Annotated in this window: 13 protein-coding genes and 2 pseudogenes; 10 read left to right on the top strand and 5 right to left on the bottom strand. The window is 54.2% G+C overall.

The annotated features are described in order from the left end of the window. Complete coding sequence (gene aat / locus ACK3CJ_RS10390) at positions 1-711, bottom strand: leucyl/phenylalanyl-tRNA--protein transferase (RefSeq protein WP_409526336.1); 711 nt, start codon at positions 709-711, stop codon at positions 1-3. Between the two features lie 18 nt (positions 712-729). Beyond that, positions 730-1,686 (bottom strand): thioredoxin-disulfide reductase, encoded by a 957-nt coding sequence (gene trxB, locus ACK3CJ_RS10395; RefSeq protein WP_409526337.1) that lies wholly within the window; start codon positions 1,684-1,686, stop codon positions 730-732. 263 nt (positions 1,687-1,949) lie between these two features. Here trxB and ACK3CJ_RS10400 point away from each other — a divergent pair. The 6 genes and pseudogenes from ACK3CJ_RS10400 to ACK3CJ_RS10425 all read left to right on the top strand — a co-directional run. Next, positions 1,950-2,438 (top strand): annotated as a pseudogene (locus tag ACK3CJ_RS10400) (DNA translocase FtsK 4TM domain-containing protein); the annotation flags it as partial. Positions 2,439-3,059: 621 nt separating this feature from the next. Beyond that, a pseudogene (locus ACK3CJ_RS10405) lies at positions 3,060-4,556 on the top strand (DNA translocase FtsK); the annotation flags it as partial. An 18-nt stretch (positions 4,557-4,574) separates the two neighbouring features. Beyond that, a complete protein-coding gene (gene lolA / locus ACK3CJ_RS10410) occupies positions 4,575-5,240 on the top strand; it encodes an outer membrane lipoprotein chaperone LolA (RefSeq protein ID WP_409526338.1) in 666 nt (221 codons plus the stop codon). Continuing rightward, positions 5,240-6,622: a replication-associated recombination protein A gene (locus ACK3CJ_RS10415; RefSeq protein WP_409526339.1), complete on the top strand. Its 1,383-nt coding sequence runs from the start codon at positions 5,240-5,242 to the stop codon at positions 6,620-6,622. Before lolA ends, ACK3CJ_RS10415 begins: the two co-directional genes overlap by 1 nt. Positions 6,623-6,830: 208 nt before the next feature. Next, positions 6,831-8,102: a serine--tRNA ligase gene (gene serS / locus ACK3CJ_RS10420; protein ID WP_409526340.1), complete on the top strand. Its 1,272-nt coding sequence runs from the start codon at positions 6,831-6,833 to the stop codon at positions 8,100-8,102. Positions 8,103-8,168: 66 nt separating this feature from the next. After that, the gene (locus ACK3CJ_RS10425) at positions 8,169-9,383 is read left to right on the top strand and encodes a UbiH/UbiF/VisC/COQ6 family ubiquinone biosynthesis hydroxylase (RefSeq protein ID WP_409526341.1); all 1,215 of its coding nucleotides are present in this window, start codon (positions 8,169-8,171) and stop codon (positions 9,381-9,383) included. A gap of 103 nt (positions 9,384-9,486) precedes the next feature. Here the strand turns inward: ACK3CJ_RS10425 and ACK3CJ_RS10430 are convergent, their stop codons facing one another. Then, positions 9,487-10,044 carry a phasin family protein gene (locus ACK3CJ_RS10430; protein ID WP_409526342.1) on the bottom strand — a complete coding sequence of 186 codons (558 nt, stop codon included), beginning with the start codon at positions 10,042-10,044 and terminating at the stop codon, positions 9,487-9,489. Positions 10,045-10,243: 199 nt separating this feature from the next. Then, entirely contained in the window at positions 10,244-10,840 is a 597-nt protein-coding gene (locus ACK3CJ_RS10435; RefSeq protein ID WP_409526343.1) for a Pycsar system effector family protein, read from the bottom strand. Between the two features lie 148 nt (positions 10,841-10,988). Between ACK3CJ_RS10435 and ACK3CJ_RS10440 the strand changes: the two genes are divergently transcribed. Beyond that, complete coding sequence (locus tag ACK3CJ_RS10440) at positions 10,989-13,898, top strand: insulinase family protein (RefSeq protein ID WP_409526344.1); 2,910 nt, start codon at positions 10,989-10,991, stop codon at positions 13,896-13,898. 12 nt (positions 13,899-13,910) lie between these two features. Continuing rightward, positions 13,911-14,765: a DMT family transporter gene (locus tag ACK3CJ_RS10445; RefSeq protein WP_409526345.1), complete on the top strand. Its 855-nt coding sequence runs from the start codon at positions 13,911-13,913 to the stop codon at positions 14,763-14,765. A gap of 54 nt (positions 14,766-14,819) precedes the next feature. Here the strand turns inward: ACK3CJ_RS10445 and ACK3CJ_RS10450 are convergent, their stop codons facing one another. Continuing rightward, positions 14,820-16,604: an autotransporter domain-containing protein gene (locus ACK3CJ_RS10450; protein WP_409526346.1), complete on the bottom strand. Its 1,785-nt coding sequence runs from the start codon at positions 16,602-16,604 to the stop codon at positions 14,820-14,822. Between the two features lie 230 nt (positions 16,605-16,834). Here ACK3CJ_RS10450 and ACK3CJ_RS10455 point away from each other — a divergent pair, with 230 nt between their 5' ends. Next, the gene (locus ACK3CJ_RS10455) at positions 16,835-17,143 is read left to right on the top strand and encodes a hypothetical protein (protein WP_409526347.1); all 309 of its coding nucleotides are present in this window, start codon (positions 16,835-16,837) and stop codon (positions 17,141-17,143) included. Between the two features lie 89 nt (positions 17,144-17,232). Beyond that, complete coding sequence (locus tag ACK3CJ_RS10460; protein ID WP_409522710.1) at positions 17,233-18,441, top strand: IS256 family transposase; 1,209 nt, start codon at positions 17,233-17,235, stop codon at positions 18,439-18,441. Positions 18,442-18,463: the final 22 nt, after the last annotated feature.

The following is an 18,463-nucleotide window of genomic DNA, read 5'->3' on the forward strand; positions in this document are numbered from 1 at the left end:
TTATCCCCCGGTTACTGCATCTACATCGATATCATACTGCCAGTGAGTCTGATCGGGTTGGTCGTTATTCTCCTGCAGCAGACGACAAAACGTCATGCGTGGAATAACTCTGGCCCCCAGCGATGCGAGATGCGGATTGTACACCTGACAGTCGATCAGGTTGAAGCCCCATCTTTGCAGTTGTACGGTCAGGTAGCTGAAAGCGATTTTTGAAGCATCACGTTGCCGGCTGAACATCGATTCACCGAAAAACATGCGTCCCATAGCCAGTCCGTATAACCCACCAACCAGCTCACCTTCAATCCATACCTCCACGGAATGAGCAATGCCGCGTTTATGTAATTCAGTATAGGCGATCTGCATCGGCTCACTGATCCATGTGCCACCTTTTTCTGATCGAATTTCGGCACATGCCTGAATCACCTCGGCAAATGCCTGATCAAATGTCACCTGGTAATCCTGGCGTCTCAGTCGCTTGCGCAGACTGCGAGACAGATAGAGCTCATCAGGGAAGAGCACGCAGCGCGGATCCGGGCTCCACCAGAGAATCGGTTCGCCAGGATTGAACCAAGGGAAAATGCCGTGCCGATATGCCTGTACAAGACGATCAGGGGAGAGATCTCCCCCTGCAGCGAGCAGGCCATTGGGTTCATCCAGGGCGCGCTCGACAGAAGGGAATCGGGTGTTGTTTGCCGCCAGCCAGGGGATCATGGCTGGCGCAAAAACAGGTCAGGCATTCAGATCGTCCAGATAACGCTCAGCATCCAGTGCCGCCATGCAGCCGAAACCGGCGGATGTCACAGCCTGACGATAAACATGATCAGCCACGTCGCCAGCGGCAAAAACGCCTTCAATGCTGGTCTGAGTAGCATTACCCTTCAGGCCTGAACGGATCACCAGATAGCCTTCGTGCATATCCAGCTGGTCTTCAAACAGCTCGGTATTGGGCTTGTGGCCGATGGCGATGAAAACGCCTGCCAGCTCAAGCTCTTGAGTGCTGTCGTCAAGCTTGCTGCGAATACGCAGTCCTGTCACACCGGTGTTGTCGCCCAGCACCTCATCCAGACCATGGTTCCAGATGATGTTGATATTGCCGTTCTCAGCACGCTCAAAAAGCTTGTCCTGCAGGATCTTTTCGGCGCGCAGGCTGTCACGACGATGGATCAGGGTGACTTCAGCGGCAATATTGGACAGGTAAAGTGCTTCCTCTACCGCTGTGTTACCACCACCGACCACTGCCACTTTCTGGCCGCGGTAGAAGAAACCGTCGCAGGTTGCACAAGCGCTGACGCCCTTGCCCATGAAGGCTTCTTCAGACGGCAGGCCAAGGTATTGAGCGGAGGCACCGGTGGCGATGATCAGTGCGTCGCAGGTATAGGTGGCAGAATCGCCTTTCAAACGGAAAGGGCGGGTCTTCAGATCGGTTTCGTTGATATGATCGAAAATGACCTGAGTGTTGAAGCGTTCGGCATGTGCCTGCATACGCTGCATCAGTTCCGGTCCTTGAACGCCCTCGGCATCACCGGGCCAGTTGTCGACGTCGGTAGTGGTGGTCAGCTGTCCGCCAGCCTGCATGCCGGTGATGACAACAGGGTTGAGGTTGGCACGTGCTGCGTAGACAGCAGCGGTATAGCCGGCAGGGCCTGAACCGAGAATAATAAGGCGATGATGCTGGACGTCACTCATGATGAAAAAATTCCTGTGCTGAAAAGTCGTTGATAAGACTCATGCCAATAGACACGTTAAAGAAACTCAATGGGGGCTGCTGATAATTTTTCAACATTATAAACTACACACTGCTGAGTCTTGGCAGGTTTGTGGCACAATAGACTACTCCAAGTCAGGCAGGGTATGAATACTCTGCCTGATACAAAATTCACGACAGCGATACGCATCGATACGAAATGACAAGGGATTTAGACTTGAGTGACAAAGGTTTTACACCCCCGATGACCCTGAGTGATCACTTTGCACGTGTGTTCAAGGAAGCAGGACTGGTTGTTTTGATCGGTCTGAGTGTTTTTCTGCTGCTGGCTGTCTGGAGCTATGATCCACGTGATCCCGGCTGGTCACATGCCGGTTACCAGCCGGATGTCAGAAACCTTGTTGGGGTGACGGGTGCCTGGATCGCTGATATGGCGATCTCTTTTTTCGGTGTTACGGCATATTTGTTACCGCCGATGCTGATGTTGCCGACGCTGCGTTTTCTGATGCGGCGCAGAGTCGGTATGCTGGATGCGATACCCTATCTGATGCTGCGTGTGACAGGTGCGGTAATGTTTGTGCTGGGCCTGTGTACACTGGCATCGATCCATATTTCCAACGAGGCACTGGGGTATCCCTTTACCGCTGGTGGCCTTGCCGGGCAGGCGATCTCTGATCTGAGTGTGATCTGGTTCAGTGTGCTGGGCAGCTCCGTTATTTTCTGGACCCTGATGCTGTTTGGCCTGACGCTCTATATGGAGTTGTCGTGGCAGCGCATGCTGGAAGCGATTGGTGGTGCTCTGCTGTCTGTTTTTGCAACGGGTGGTAAGCTGCTTCCTTCTACTAAAGCCGATCCTCTGATGGCTGATGCGCCTAAAGAAAGTCCTAAAGAGAGATTCAGTGAAAAACTCGGCAGCAAGTTCACTGATAAGCTGGGCGATATTCGTCTTCCGCGGCGTAATCGTGGTGTTGAGGATGACGCTGATGCGGATCTCGCTATCTCCATGCCGGTTGAACCGCGCCAGCCCGCCAAGGGGTCTGTAGCAAGGCCAGTAGAGTCAAAGCCAGTAGAGCCGAAAAAGTCCTCTGTGTCGGAAAGACAGGAGCCGATGCTCAGCACGCTGAACCTCGGTGCTCTTAATCTCGGTGCTGAGGATATGGATGATGAACCATCATTTGGCCAACCCTCTGGCAGCCGTCCAGTTGCCGCTTCACCCGCTCAGAATGTCGATCCAGCGGCCCGTAAAAGCCTGAAAATCGTGCCTCTGTCTGAAGCGCATCAGCCGATGCAGGAAACCGATCTTGAGCTGGGTACCTCCGCCAAAGAGACTGTGCGCAAACCCGCGAAACGCCAGATACCTTCTCTGGATCTGCTTGATCCCCCTGAGCTGAAGCATGATCAGGGCTACACCGAAGAGCAGCTGGAAAGCATGTCGCGCCTGCTTGAAACCAAACTCGGTGAGTTTGGTGTTGTGGCCGAGGTGGTCGAGGTCAACCCCGGCCCGGTTATCACCCGCTTTGAGTTACAGCCTGCGCCGGGAGTGAAGGCGAGCAAGATCAGCAACCTGTCACAGGATCTGGCACGTTCGATGCTGGTGCGCAGCGTGCGTGTGGTGGAAGTGATTCCCGGTAAATCGGTGGTCGGTATCGAGATACCCAATGAGTCGCGAGAGGTGGTGCACCTGAGTGAAGTGCTCAACTCCAAGCCCTTCCTGGAGGCGCCATCCCGATTGACGCTGGCGCTGGGTAACGATATAGCCGGTAATCCGGTAGTGGCGAACCTGGCCAAGATGCCGCATCTGCTGGTAGCGGGTACGACCGGCGCCGGTAAATCAGTGGGTATCAATGCGATGCTGCTGAGCCTGTTGTTCAAGGCGACGCCTGATGAGGTGCGTCTGCTGTTGATCGACCCTAAAATGCTTGAACTGGCAATCTACGAAGGGATCCCACATCTGCTGACGCCGGTCATCACCGATATGAAGGAAGCTGCGGCAGGCCTTCGCTGGTGTGTGAACGAGATGGAGCGCCGCTACCGCCTGATGGCAAAAATGGGTGTGCGTAACATCGCCGGTTTTAACGAAAAACTGGTGCAGGCCGAAGCACAGGGTACACCTTTGCGTGATCCGCTGTGGCGAGCAGAAGATTATGGACTGCCTGCCGGTGAGCCTGCGCCGCTGCTTGAGAGCCTGCCTTATATCGTGGTGGTGATCGATGAGTTTGCCGACATGATGATGGTGGTGGGCAAAAAGGTCGAAGAGCTGATCGCGCGTATCGCACAGAAGGCGAGGGCGGCCGGTATTCATCTGATTCTGGCTACGCAGCGCCCATCGGTGGATGTCATCACCGGCCTGATCAAGGCCAACGTGCCAACACGTATCGCCTTCCAGGTATCCACCAAGATCGATTCGCGCACCATTCTGGATCAGTCGGGTGCCGAAAACCTGCTCGGAAACGGCGACATGCTATATCTGCCTGCCGGCACCAGTATTCCGAATCGTGTGCATGGTGCGTTTGTCAGCGATGATGAAGTGCACCGCTCAGTGGAAGCCTGGAAGCTGCTGGGCGCGCCGAACTATATTGATAACCTTCTGTCTGATGGTTCTGATGATATGGCGTCGGGTGGCGGTGGTGGCGGTCTGTTTGATGATGAACAGGACCCGCTTTATGACGAGGCAGTTGCCTTTGTCACCGAAACCCGCAAGGCGTCTATCTCAGCCGTGCAGCGCAAGCTCAAGATAGGCTATAACCGAGCGGCGCGCATGATAGAAACCATGGAAGCTTCCGGGGTGGTGACATCTGCCGGCAGTAATGGACAACGTGAAGTGATGGCTCCGGCCCCGCCGCGAGACTGATGCGAGGAAGTGATCAATATGCGTACTATTCTGGGAACTGCTCTGGGTACCACTCTGCGTACTACGCTGAGCACCCTGATTTTGCTGTTTGCCGTGCCATTGCAGGCAGATGAATTACCGGCAGACAAGCTTGCATCAATGTTGCAGGGGCAGGATCGCTTCAGCGCCAGGTTCGAGCAGTACAGTGTGGGAGATCAGGGTGCCAAAAGGGAAACCTCAACCGGCTTTTTTGCCGTTGAACGTCCGGATCGTTTTATCTGGGAAACTGAAACACCGTTTCCACAGCAGATCATCTCCGATGGCGAATACATCTGGGTATTTGACCCCGATCTGGAGCAGGCCACTCGCAAGCTGGCTGAAGAGGGCGAAGGTACAGCCCCGGCTCTGATCCTGAACGGACAAGTGGATGAGCTGAATGAGCAGTTTCAGATCATGCTGATCCAGTCCTATGAGGATACACAGATTTTTGAGCTGATTCCTCGCTCTGATCAGAACAACCTGTTCTCCTCTGTGCGCCTGTTGTTCAGAGATGGCATCCTGGCTGAGCTGGCCATGGATGACAGTCTGGGACAAAGCTCAACCATCGTTCTGGAAGATGTGCAGGTCAATCCTGATCTGAGCCCGGATCTGTTTGTATTTGTTCCGCCTGAAGGGGTGGATGTGATTATGGATAGCGGTTTCTGATGAATGATCTTTTTGACCAGCCGGAATCAGTGGGTAGCTCTGTCAGGCAAGGTGTGACTGCTACAGCTGGCTACCAGCCCCTGGCAGCGCGTATGCGGCCGGTCAAACTGCATCAGTATGTTGGGCAGCAGCATCTGCTGGCGCCCGGCAAACCCCTGCGCCAGGCGCTTGAGCAGGGTGTTATTCATTCGATGATACTCTGGGGACCACCAGGCGTGGGTAAAACCACACTGGCGAAGCTGGTTGCACACCAGGTGGATGCACACTTTATCACCCTGTCTGCGGTGTTGGCGGGTGTAAAGGATATCCGCCAGGCGGTTGAAGAAGCGCGCCAACTCAGGGCACAGAATGGTCGTAAAACCATCCTGTTTGTGGACGAGGTACACCGCTTCAACAAATCCCAGCAGGACGCTTTTCTGCCCTATGTTGAGGATGGCACGGTGATCTTTATCGGTGCCACCACCGAGAACCCCTCCTTTGAACTGAACAACGCGCTTTTGTCGCGTGCCAGAGTCTATTTGCTGCGTTCGCTGGAGCAGGCGGATATCCAGCAGGTCGTAGAACAGGCGTTGAGTGATCCTGAACGAGGTTATGGGCAACGCAACATCCAGTTTGAAGAGGGCGTGCTGGATCAACTGATCGCCGCGGCCGATGGCGATGCCCGACGTGCACTGAACCTGCTTGAAATAGCAGCTGATCTGGCAGTGTCGGACGATAATACCGAACGGGTCAGATTGAGCGAGATGGAAGAGGTGCTCAGTGCCGGTGGCCGTCGTTTTGATAAGGGTGGCGATCTGTTTTATGACATGATCTCGGCCTTTCACAAATCGGTGCGCGGCTCCTCGCCCGATGGTGCGCTCTACTGGTACTGCCGTATGTTGGATGGTGGCTGTGATCCACTCTATGTTGCACGCCGCTTGGTAGCCATTGCGTCTGAAGATATCGGTAATGCCGATCCGAGAGCGATGCAGGTGGCGTTGGCTGCCTGGGATGCCTTTGAGCGGGTCGGTCCGGCAGAGGGTGAGCGCGCGATTGCGCAGGCAGCGGTCTACTGTGCCTGTGCACCCAAGAGCAATGCACTGTATCAGGCGTTCAATCAATGTCTGGCGGATGTCAGGCAGGATGCCAGCCATCCGGTACCCGAGCACCTGCGCAATGCACCAACCTCGCTGATGAAATCACTTGGTTATGGTGATGAATATCGCTATGCACACAACGAACCGGATGCCTATGCGGCGGGTGAGTCCTATCTGCCGGAAGCGATCTCGGATCGACGTTACTACCAGCCTGAGCCGAGAGGGCTTGAGATCAAGATCGGCGAAAAGCTGAAGCATCTTAAATCACAGGATCAGGTGAGTCCCCGGCAACGTTATAAAAAGTAGTGCTACAAAAAGTAGCGCCATAAGAAGTAGCCGTTTTTCCCTCTTTTTAACCACTTTTCACTGAAATCATGCGTTTGTTGCGCCTTGGGCATGTATCCGTGGCGCTGATTTATATATTATTGGGCGTTATTGTCCGTGGTGCAGTGCGCAATGCCGTGTTGCCGTTTACGATACATCTTTCAGAAAAATCCGAGGTTAGTGTTCTTCCATGCTGGATCCTAAATTAGTCCGTGCCAATCCTGAAGAAGTTGCCCGTCTGCTGAAGAAAAAGGGCTATGAGTTTCCTGTTGCCGAGTTTGCAGCGCTGGAAGAGAAGCGCCGCAGTGTGCAGGTGCAGGCCGAATCCCTGCAGAATGAGCGTAACACCCGCTCCAAGAGTATCGGTCAGGCTAAGGCATCCGGGCAGGATATTCAGCCTCTGATGGATGAGGTGAAAAGCCTGGGCGATCAACTGGATCAGGCCAAGCAGGAGCTGCAGGACGTGCAGCAGGCGCTGGATGATCTGTTGATGGGCGTACCGAACCTGCCGGATGAATCCGTACCCGAAGGTAAGGATGAAGATGACAACGTCGAAGTGCGCCGCTGGGGCACGCCGGTTGAACTGGATTTTGAACCTCAGGATCACGTATCTCTGGGTGAGCGCGTGGGTCTGGATTTTGAAACCGCTGCCAAACTGACCGGTTCACGCTTTGCCGTGTTGAAGGGCGATCTGGCGCGTCTGCACCGGGCGCTGATTCAGTTCATGCTTAACACGCACACGGCAGAGCATGGTTACACCGAAGTCAACGTGCCTTATATGGTCAATGCCGATTCTCTGCGTGGCACCGGGCAGCTGCCCAAGTTTGAAGAAGATCTGTTCAAGATCGGTTTTGGTGAGCGCGATTACTACCTGATCCCGACTGCAGAAGTGCCTGTCACCAACTTTGTGCGCGATCAGATTGTCGAAGCTGATCAGATGCCGATGCAGTTCGTGGCACATACACCTTGTTTCCGTTCCGAAGCCGGTGCATCAGGCAAGGACACCCGTGGCATGATTCGCCAGCACCAGTTCGAGAAGGTGGAGTTGGTTCATATTGTTCAGCCGGAGAACTCCTTCGCAGCACTGGAACAACTGACGGCCAATGCCGAGCGCATTCTGCAACTGCTGAATCTGCCATATCGAGTCATTACCCTGTGTGGTGGTGATATGGGCTTTGGTGCGGCGAAAACCTACGATATTGAAGTATGGCTGCCAGGACAGGACAAGTATCGTGAGATCTCCTCCTGCTCCAACATGACTGATTTCCAGGCGCGTCGCATGCTGGCTCGCTGGCGCAATCCCGAAACCGGCAAACCTGAACTGGTGCACACGTTGAACGGTTCTGGTCTGGCGATTGGTCGTACCCTGGTGGCGGTGCTCGAAAACTACCAGACGGCAGACGGCCGCATCAATGTGCCTGAGGTGCTGCAGCCTTATATGGGCGGCGTTACGCAGCTCTGATCTCTGCCCGAAGTGGAAGCGGAAACCGAAGCCATTCAATCTGCCTGACGGCCGAGGGAGCGAAGTATGCAAGCGCACTATGATCTGGTTATTGTGGGTGGTGGCATGGTCGGAGCGGCCATTGCCTGCGCTCTGGGTAACAGCCACTACTCGATAGCGGTGCTGGAACAGCAATACCCGGCAGCCTTCGAGCCGGATCAGCCGCACGATCTCAGAGTCTCGGCGCTCAGCCTGGCCTCTGAGAATCTGCTGCGCAATATCGGTGTCTGGGAGGGGATCACCTCCCGGCGCGTCTGTCCCTACCAGCGCATGAAAGTCTGGGAGAGTGATGCAGAGCACGCGGCAACAGAGTTCAACTCGGCCACGATCGATCAGCCCTATCTGGGCAATATTGTCGAAAACCGAGTGGTGCAACTGGCGCTGCTGGAGCGTCTGAAAACCTTTGATAATATCGATCTGATCTGTCCTGCAGTGACCGAGTCTATCGATTTCTCACCCGGCTCCAGCCTGGTGCGCCTTTCCGATGGGCGAGAGCTGCTGGCAAGACTGCTGATCGCTGCCGATGGCGGTGAATCGCGCGTGCGTTCTGCTGCCGGTATTGGTGTCACCAAATGGGATTATGATCAGTACGCACTGGTAGCATCGGTGAAGACGACCTATCCTCAGCAGGATATCACCTGGCAGCAGTTCACCCCGACCGGGCCACTGGCGTTTCTGCCGCTGTCTGGGCAGAACGCATCGCTGGTCTGGTACAACACACCGGATAACACCAAGCGTTTGATGGCTTTGTCGGATGAAGCGTTTCTGCAAGCGGTGCATAATGAGTTTCCCGATTGCCTGGGTACGGTGGATCAATTGCTGGAGCGTGGATATTTTCCACTGAGGCGTCAGCATGCTCAGCAGTATGTGGCGGATGGTGTGGTGCTGGTGGGAGATGCGGCACATATGATCCACCCACTGGCCGGGCAGGGCGTGAATATAGGATTTCTGGATGCGGCATCACTGGCGGGTGTGTTGCTGGATCTTCCAGCTGATGAGAAATCTTTTTATCTCAAGAGCTGCCTGCAGCGTTATGAGCAGGAACGCCGTAACCATAATCTGCTGATGATGCAGGCGATGGATCTTTTCTACCGGGTATTCAGTAACGATATACTGCCGGTCAAATGGTTACGCAATGCGGGCCTTGCAGTGGCGGACAAACTGCCGATAGCCAAGCCTCATGTTATCAAGCTGGCGATGGGGCTCGAAGGGCCGTTACCGGCATTGGCCAAAGCACCGTAAATAGTAAGCACTGTAAATAGTAAGCACTGTAAATAGTAAGCACTGTAATAGTAAGCAAATAAAAAAGGCCGCATAGCGGCCTTTTTTTGCAAAACCTGATAAATCAGGCAGCAGGTGTAGATTTTACAGGAGCTGCTTTACGAGCAGTTGCAGGCTTGGCAGCTGCAGGCTTTTTAGCTTCAGCGCCTGGGATGAAGTTGGTCATGTCGAACTTGCTCATGTCAAACTTGCCGATATCCATTTTGCTCAGCTCAGACAGGAAAGGCGCATCGCCCAGCTCTGCAAAACTTTTTTCAATCAGGTCAGTCAACTGATCTTTAGCACCGCTCAGAACGGCCAGCTCTTTTTCAGCGACATCAGTAAATTTGGCGTCCAGAGTCTTGAAGAACTCAACCTGCAGTTTCAGAGCATCCTGAGGCTCGCGTACTTCAGTCAGGGCTTTCAACTGAGCCAGGCTGGAGTTGACGAAGTCAGAAACATATTCAGTCTGCAGAGCAATCAGACGCTCAGCAGCAGTCTTGTTGATCTCAGCCATATCCAGAGCAGGCTGCATCTTTTCTTTAACAGGCTGAAATTTCTCTTCCATGTCTTTCAACAGGTTTTCAGACATTTCAGTAACAGGCTTCAGGGCTTCCTGAAAATCTTTAATTGGGTCAGTCATGGAATCTCTCCTACAGGGCAATGAGGTTGTGTCTTAAAATAGTTTTGTGCAGTGCACCAATGTGTACACTATAGTCGGTTAAAAAATAGACTGTCAAGCGATTTATGCTGCATTGCACAAAAAGATAGAAATCAATAGCCGACCTGCTGCATACACAACATGTCACAATGGTATTGCGTTGTTATGACAGGGGTTACAATCAGGTGAGCATATTCAGAATATAAGCCAGAAGCAGACAGACAAGTCCGGCTGCCGATGTCATGAAGGCGCGGTGCAACATACGGTACTTGCTCGTCACAATGCCAGACAGCAAGTAGTTGTGGTGAAGTATTTTTTCCAGCAGCTCCGACCGAGGCATACTGACCATCAGTTCCAGATACTCCTCGGCACTATGGCACTGAACCGCCTCCCAATAGAGAATCCCTTTTTGCTGCCTGGCAACGCGTCGTGGAAACACCACATCCAGTGCCATAACAAGCCCAACAACCAAAAGGCCGCCTGCCAGAATCAACAGGACATTAACTGCGAAGCGCCCACTTGAAACCTCATTCACCAGAATTCCAATCAGCGTACCGATCACACCGGCCAAGGCCGCAGCCTTGATATCAGCAAAACGTGTTGAGTTGCTCAGGTACTGCAGTTGATTGTAGGCAAACTGCATCTTGGTCGAGATATGCGTGTTTCCCACCTCAACCTGCAAGCGTCCCTCACTGTTGATCAGCGTATTCAACAGGCTCTCAGGGAGGAGTGAAGAGGTGCTGCTGAACGAAAGGTTATCCCGAGTGTCTTTATCCATATCCTCGAGGCTCTTTTTCAGAAGAAGTGTGATTGATCTGCCAATCGGTTTTATCAGCAAACGGCGTATATCAGATATAGTAAAAATGCAGCCATTGCGCAATCATGCTATCTTTTCGCAAACGTTTTCAGACAGGTAAGATCGATATATGCAAGCATACCCGAGTTTCACGTTTCTGCGTAGCCAGAAGATCCATTCCCTGAATGTCGAAATGAATGAGTTCGAGCATAAAGTGACGGGAGCGAAGCATTACCACATCGCAGCAGACCGAGATGAGAATGTGTTTCTGGTGGCGTTTCGGACTGTGCCCGAGGACTCATCAGGTGTCGCTCATATTCTGGAGCATACCGCACTGTGTGGCAGTGAGCGTTTCCCTGTTCGTGATCCCTTCTTCATGATGACGCGTCGTTCACTGAACACCTTCATGAATGCCTTCACCAGCAGCGACTGGACTGCCTATCCCTTTGCGAGTCTTAACCGCAAGGACTTTTTCAACCTGCTCGACGTGTATCTGGATGCGGCGTTTTTCTCCCGCCTTGATCCGCTGGATTTCGCGCAGGAAGGCCATCGTGTGGAGTTTGAAGAGCGAGATAATCCAGAGTCGGATCTGGTTTACAAAGGCATAGTCTATAACGAGATGAAAGGGGCGATGAGTTCTGCTGTCTCGACTTTGTGGCAGACCCTGAGCAAGCACCTGTTTCCGGAAACCACCTACCATCACAACAGTGGTGGCGAACCGGCCTGCATTCCCGATCTGAGCTATGAAGATCTACTGGCTTTCTACAAGAGCCATTATCATCCCAGCAACGCCATCTTCATGACGTTTGGTGATATACCTGCTGCCGAACTGCAAGCACGTTTCGATGAAGCGGCGCTGTCTCGTTTTGAACGCAGTGATCTGGTGCTCAGCGTGCCGGACGAAAAACGCTATTTTGCGCCGATGAAAGTGGAAGAAGCCTACGCGCTGGATGAAGAGGAACTTGCCGGTCACACCCATCATGTCCTGGGATGGTTGCTCCCACACTCGATCAATATCGATGAACTGATGCAGGCGCATCTGCTCAGCCGTGTGCTGCTGGATAACGCCAGCTCCCCTTTACGGTCTGCGTTGGAATCCAGTGGGTTGGGCAGTGCGCCGTCACCGCTGTGTGGTTTGGAGGACTCCAACCGCGAGATGAGTTTCATGTGCGGTATTGAAGGCAGCGAGACAGACAAGGCCGATGCGTTTGAACAGTTGGTGCTGGAGACGCTGCAACAGGTCGCCGAGAAAGGTGTCGATCAGCGTATGGTCGAGGCACAGCTGCATCAGTTGGAACTGAGCCAGCGTGAAATTACCGGCGATGGTTATCCTTTTGGTCTGCAATTGATACTGGCCTCGATGCCGGCGGCCATTCACCGTGGTGATCCGATCGCAGCATTGAATATCGACCCGGCGCTTGAAAGGTTGCGCGAAGCGGTGCAGGACCCTGATTTTATCCCGTCACTGGTACGCACCTGGCTGCTGGATAATCCTCATCGTGTACGCCTGACACTACGTCCAGATAACCAGATCAGCACCCTGCGTGATGCAGCAGAAGCGCAGCGCCTGGCCGCGATGAAGGCTGCCATGTCGGATGAAGAAAAACAGGGCGTAATCAGCCAGGCCCAGGCACTGGAACAGCGTCAGCAGCAGGTGGATGATGACTCAATCCTGCCACGTGTCACCCTGGATGATGTGCCGCTGGCACTGCATCTGCCAAATGCTGAAACACTGACTTCGGGTTCGCTCAACTCCACCTGGTACTCGGCGGGCACTAACGGTCTGGTTTATCAGCAGATGATCTCTGCATTGCCGGATCTGGACGAGTCTGAACAGACGTTGATGCCACTCTATACCTACTGCCTGACTGAGCTCGGTTGTGGTGATCGCGACTACCGCGAGAATCAGGCCTATCAGAGCGAGATCACCGGCGGACTGGGAGCTTACTTCACGGTGCGTGGCACTGTGGAGAGTGAGCAGGATGTGTCGGGCTATATGGTCATGTCGGGCAAGGCTCTGGCGGTTAACCGCGATGCGCTCTCTGAACTGATGGCCGAAACGCTGGAGAAAGTGCGCTTTGATGAGTTGCCACGTATCCGTGAAATCGTCGCGCAGCAGCGTTCACGCAAGGAACGCTCCATCACGGGTCGTGGTCATGGCTTGGCGATGGCAGCTGCCTGCGCTGGCTTCAGCCCTGCCGCACGCCTGAATCATCTTACCAAAGGACTGGAAGCGGTGCGGAGCACCAAACAGTTGGACAAACAGTTAGATGATCCGGCCGCACTGGAAGCACTGGCTCAGCGCCTGCAGGCGCTGCACCAGAAGGTTGCTGCCGCACCACGTCAGTTCCTGATGGTCGCAGAGGAAGAATACAAAACTGCCTATGCCGAGCGCCTGGCCTCGGTCTGGGAAGCGCTGCCAGTCAGTGAAGAGTTCGAGCCGCTGGCGCTGTCGCTGACGCGCGAGCCTGTGCAACAGCTGTGGCTGACCAGTACACAGGTCAACTTCTGTGCTCTGGCATTCCCGACCGTCACCAGCGCACACCCGGATGCAGCCGCCTTGACGGTACTGGGTGATTTCCTGCGCAATGGTTACCTGCATCGTGCGATCCGAGAGCAGGGCGGTGCCTATGGTGCGGGCGCCGGTCAGGACAGTGGCGATGCCGTGTTCCGTTTCTTCTCCTACCGTGATCCGCGGATCGAGGGTACGCTGAAGGATTTCGAACAGGCGGCTCAGTGGATTCAGCAGACAGACCATGATCCAGCCAAGCTGGAAGAAGCGATTCTGGGTGTGGTCAGTTCCATCGACAAACCCGGCTCACCAGCCGGCGATGCGAAGCAGACCTTCCACTCCAGCCTGTTCGGGCGCACGCCAGAGCAGCGTCAGGCGTTTCGCAGTCAGATCCTGCAGGTCACGCTTGATGATCTCAAACGTGTTGCGGCCACCTGGCTCAAGCAGGATCTTGCCAGCGTGGCTATTATCACCAACAGTAAGGCGGCTGCCAGCCTGCCGGATGTTTATGAGCGCATCGAGATCTGACGAGCAGATGCATTGAACCCACTGCTGAAGGGGGCGTTGTTGATCATCGCCTCCGAATTCTGTCTGGTATCCAGCGGTATCTTCATCCGGCAGGTCAGTGCTGATCTGCCGACTGAAGTGATAGTGCTGATGCGTAATCTGCTTGGGCTGATTGTGCTCCTGCCGTTGATCTTTCATGCCGGGATCTCAACACTTAAAACTGACAGAATCAGATTACATCTGGTGCGTGCTCTGCTGGGTGTGGCGGCCATGAGCTGTCTGTTTTACGCCTGGGCAAACCTGCCATTGGCGCAAGCGGCGCTATTAAAGCAAACCGCACCTTTCTTCATCCCGATCTTTGCTTTCTTCTGGCTGGGTGAGCGGATCGCACCCATGGTGAAATGGGCCATTCTGCTTGGCTTCAGTGGCGTATTGCTCGTACTGCAACCCCAGGAGGGGATGCTGAATATAGCGGTGCTGGTTGGTCTGGGCGGGGCGATGTTGGGATCTCTGGCCAAAGTGGTGATTCGCCGCATGGGTGATACCGAATCGGCTATACGGATCGTATTCTACTTTGCGCTGTTCGGCTCCTGCTTTGCTGCCATCCCTGCTGGCTTAAACTGGGTAACGCCAACACTGGCTCATCTGCCCTGGCTGTTAGGTCTTGCTGTCAGCTCAACACTGGCGCAACTGTTGCTGAGCCGAGCCTATCTGTTAGCACCTGCTGGATTCCTGTCGCCCTTTACCTATTCATCAGTGCTGATTGCGGCGATGGCTGGCTGGTTGATCTGGAATGAAACCCTGAATCTGATGACCTGGGGCGGAATGCTGTTGATCTGTTTTGCAGGCGTGTTGGCGTTGGTCAGGCGAAAACCAAAACAGATCTGAAGCGGCTGCCGTCGGCAGTGCTGATAGCACTCGACGGCAGCCTTGTGTTGTAAATCAGAAAGACAAGGATGCGGACAAACTGACCCGGGTCTCATCCAGGTCCGCATTATCGAACAGATGATTAAGGCTTACACCCAAACGCACACTCTCACTCAGCGCAAAATCACTGCCCAGAGTTAATGCAGCGTAATGCTTATCCGGTTTGCCTGCGGGGGTGCTGAAGCGTTGCCCCGGAACATTCACCAGTGCAACCGTTGCTGCAGAGTCCTGCGTATTCAAGCGGCTTTCCAGCACCAGGCTTGCATATGGGCGTGCGCTACCGTAATCCGCACTGGCATGCCAGCCGACAAAGCCAGAGGTTTCGCGTTGGGAGTCAGGATCTACATGTAGCGCTGTTGATGAGCCAGCCGGTGACTGCTCGGTATAGCTATCCATCGATAACTGCTGAAAGCGAAGCCCGAAGAGTGGGCCATGAGTGATGCGATCCGCCTCGAAGCGATATTGAGCAGCTACCTGAGCACCCAACTGGAAACCATCGGTGCTGGCTGTCATGCGACGCGTAGCTGGGCCGATATTGACCTCTCGCGTCAGATCATAACTACCCTTGGCTACACTGATACTGCCATTGAACAGCCAGTTATTAACGCTGCGTGCACCATAGACACTGAGTCCTGTGCTCTCATGCTTTGCTCGTCCGCTTGAGAGGCTGGCAGCGTTCCAGCTTTGGTGCAGTGCAAAACCAAGCACCGCATCATCACTGACGCGCTTATCGATACCAACACCCACACGATAGGGTGAACCACCTGCACCCTGAGCACTGTTACGTGACTGATCACCCGCCGAGCCAGAAGCCCAGAAACGTGACTCAGCACCATCGCTGTACAACGCAGAACGGGATTGCTGATCCAGCTCCATCGATACGGCACGTTGCTCCTGCAAGGCGACTACACCTGCCTGAGCGGTGAATGCCGGAGCATCGAGCAACGACTGAACATAATCGGAAACTGCTTTGTGCCCGCCAGTGGTCGGGTGCACTCCATCTGCAAACAGGAAGGTGTTCTCCAGACCTGCAGGGAAGTTTACACCCGTCATGCACATGGGGGAGGGAGTCGCGCCGCAGACTGGCACCGATACATTATCGAACCCATAGGCGGCAGGATCGGCCTGAGCTTCGTGCAGCAGGCTGAAAACATCAGCCGGGATCACCGATATACCCTGAACTTGCAACGCCAGCATCAGATTATTGTTATAGCCCTGAGTCAATTGAGTCAGCCCTGCAGCTCCCTCAGGCCCCTGGGCCATGCCGAAAGGTGTCTGGCCAATATCAGGCAGCAGTGGCACCACGACATACTGAGCACCAGCTGCGCGCAGCATACCGATAGCGGTTACATGCTCACCGATGGTCTTGCGGACATAAGCCGGAATATCCGCCTCATTACCACCTGCCAGCCAGAAAATATCGTTCGCACCGGCCCACAGCGCATAAAGCGCATTCGGATCAGCCTTGCCACCGGTGCTGGCCAGATAGCTCTGTACCTGCTGCAACACTGGTGTAGCCGTTAAAGCAGGCCCGGCACCAATACCCGGCAAGCCGGTGAGGCGGGCACCGCCTTCAGCATAGTTGGTACCACCCTGATTGGCTGGCAATAGATCCACGCCATAGTTGTCGGCAATGTTCTGCGCCCACACAGGGCCGGGGTTAGTCGTGAACTGAAAGCCGAATGAACCGGAATCGGTCAGGCTATCGCCGAAGAACAGTGTGTCAGAAAAGTTACTGGCCTGCGCGCCCTGCGCCAACATCACGGCCGCTGCCAACGGGAGTAAGGTTTTTTTCAGCATGTGACATCCATTGTTATTGTTGTTGATAGTTGTTTTTAGCGTTGTGCTAAACAGTCGTTGAAGGAGAAAAAGTCACAGCTACTGTCGCCCCTGAAGCGGCAAGGAGCAATGACAATATCGGCTGAATTGGGTGACAAAAAGGGGCAGGGTTGCGGCAGGATTGGTAAAGTAGTAAAAAGAAACCTGAAACGGAGTAAGGGATTTGTTCTCAGCTGCTATGGAGTAAAGGTATGACTATGCGGACTTCAACAAAACTATTTATTCTCGGAATTCTGCTTTTTGTAACTATCAGCCATGCGCACGCAATGCGAATAGAAGATGGCTCATTGATCAAACCAGGTGATCCAGTTGCCAAGCTGGCTCAGTATCTGGGTCATCCAATTTACAGATCCGGCGCCAAAGTTTGTACCCAGCCTGTTAGTACCTCGTGTCGCACAGAGCAGAAGTGGGGCCATCAGTTTCAGTATTATTATGACAACCGTACCTGGATTATCGATGTGTATCAGGGGAAGATTACCAAGATGGAGTGGAGTCGGTGAGGGGGCTCCCAAACCGTTGTTTTAGAGCCTGTAAATAAAACTGTGTAAACCGTCTATCATAGAACCCTGACAGGGTAAGGATAGACAAGATGAACAGGAAAGAGCTGGAAGCCTTCGCACGCGAGGCTGCGAAGGGCCTCAAAACTGAGAAGGATCTGAACGAGTTCAGCCAGATGCTGACCAAGATCACCGTTGAGGCGGCGCTGAATGCCGAACTCAATGAGCATCTGGGCTACGAGCGCCATCAGCCCTCTGACAATACGAACAGCCGCAACGGTCACACCAGCAAGACCCTGAAGACCGAAGACGGCCAGTTTGAGCTGAACACGCCTCGTGATCGCGATGGTAGCTTCGAGCCGCAGCTAGTGAAGAAGGGCCAGACCCGCTTCACCTCGATGGACGACAAGATCCTCAGCCTTTACGCGAAGGGTATGACCACCCGGGAGATCGTCGCCACGTTCAAGGAGATGTACGATGCCGACATCTCACCCACCCTGATTTCCAAGGTAACCGAGGCCGTCATTGAGCGCGTAGTCGAATGGCAGTCGCGGCCACTGGACCCCGTATATCCTATCGTCTACCTGGACTGCATCGTTGTCAAAATCCGACAAGACAAGCAGGTAATCAACAAAGCCATCTACTTGGCCCTGGGCGTGAATCTCGAAGGCCACAAGGAGCTGCTGGGCATGTGGCTCTCGGAGAACGAGGGTGCCAAGTTCTGGCTCGGCGTCCTCACAGAGCTCCAGAATCGCGGCGTGAAGGACATTCTCATCGCCTGCGTGGATGGACTCAAGGGCTTCCCTGACGCCATCAATGCGGCGTACCCGCAGGCCCAGGTTCAGCTCTGCATTGTTCACATGGTTCGCAATTCAATGAAGTACGTGCCCTGGAAAGACTACAAGGCAGTGACCGCCGACCTGAAGCGCATTTACCAGTCGGCCACGGAAGAAGAGGCGCTGCAGGCGTTGGACGAGTTCGCGGAGCGCTGGGACGAAAAATACCCTCATATCAGCCGCTCCTGGCGCAACCACTGGCCCAATCTGAACACGCTGTTCCGCTACCCGCAGGACATCCGGAAGGCTATCTACACGACCAACGCCATCGAGTCCCTGAACAGTGTTATCCGCAAGGCAATCAAGAAGCGGAAGCTATTCCCGACAGACGACTCCGCGCGAAAAGTGGTCTATCTCGCGATCATGGATGCGTCGAAAAAGTGGACGATGCCAATCAGAAACTGGAAGGCCGCACTGAACCGGTTTATGATCGAGTTCGAGGATCGCATTAGCGACTACGTATAACCCCGGCGGTTACACAGAATTA

It is taken from the genome of Nitrincola salilacus, from assembly GCF_046271865.1.
In the GTDB taxonomy this organism is placed as follows: Bacteria; Pseudomonadota; Gammaproteobacteria; order Pseudomonadales; family Balneatricaceae; genus Nitrincola; species Nitrincola salilacus.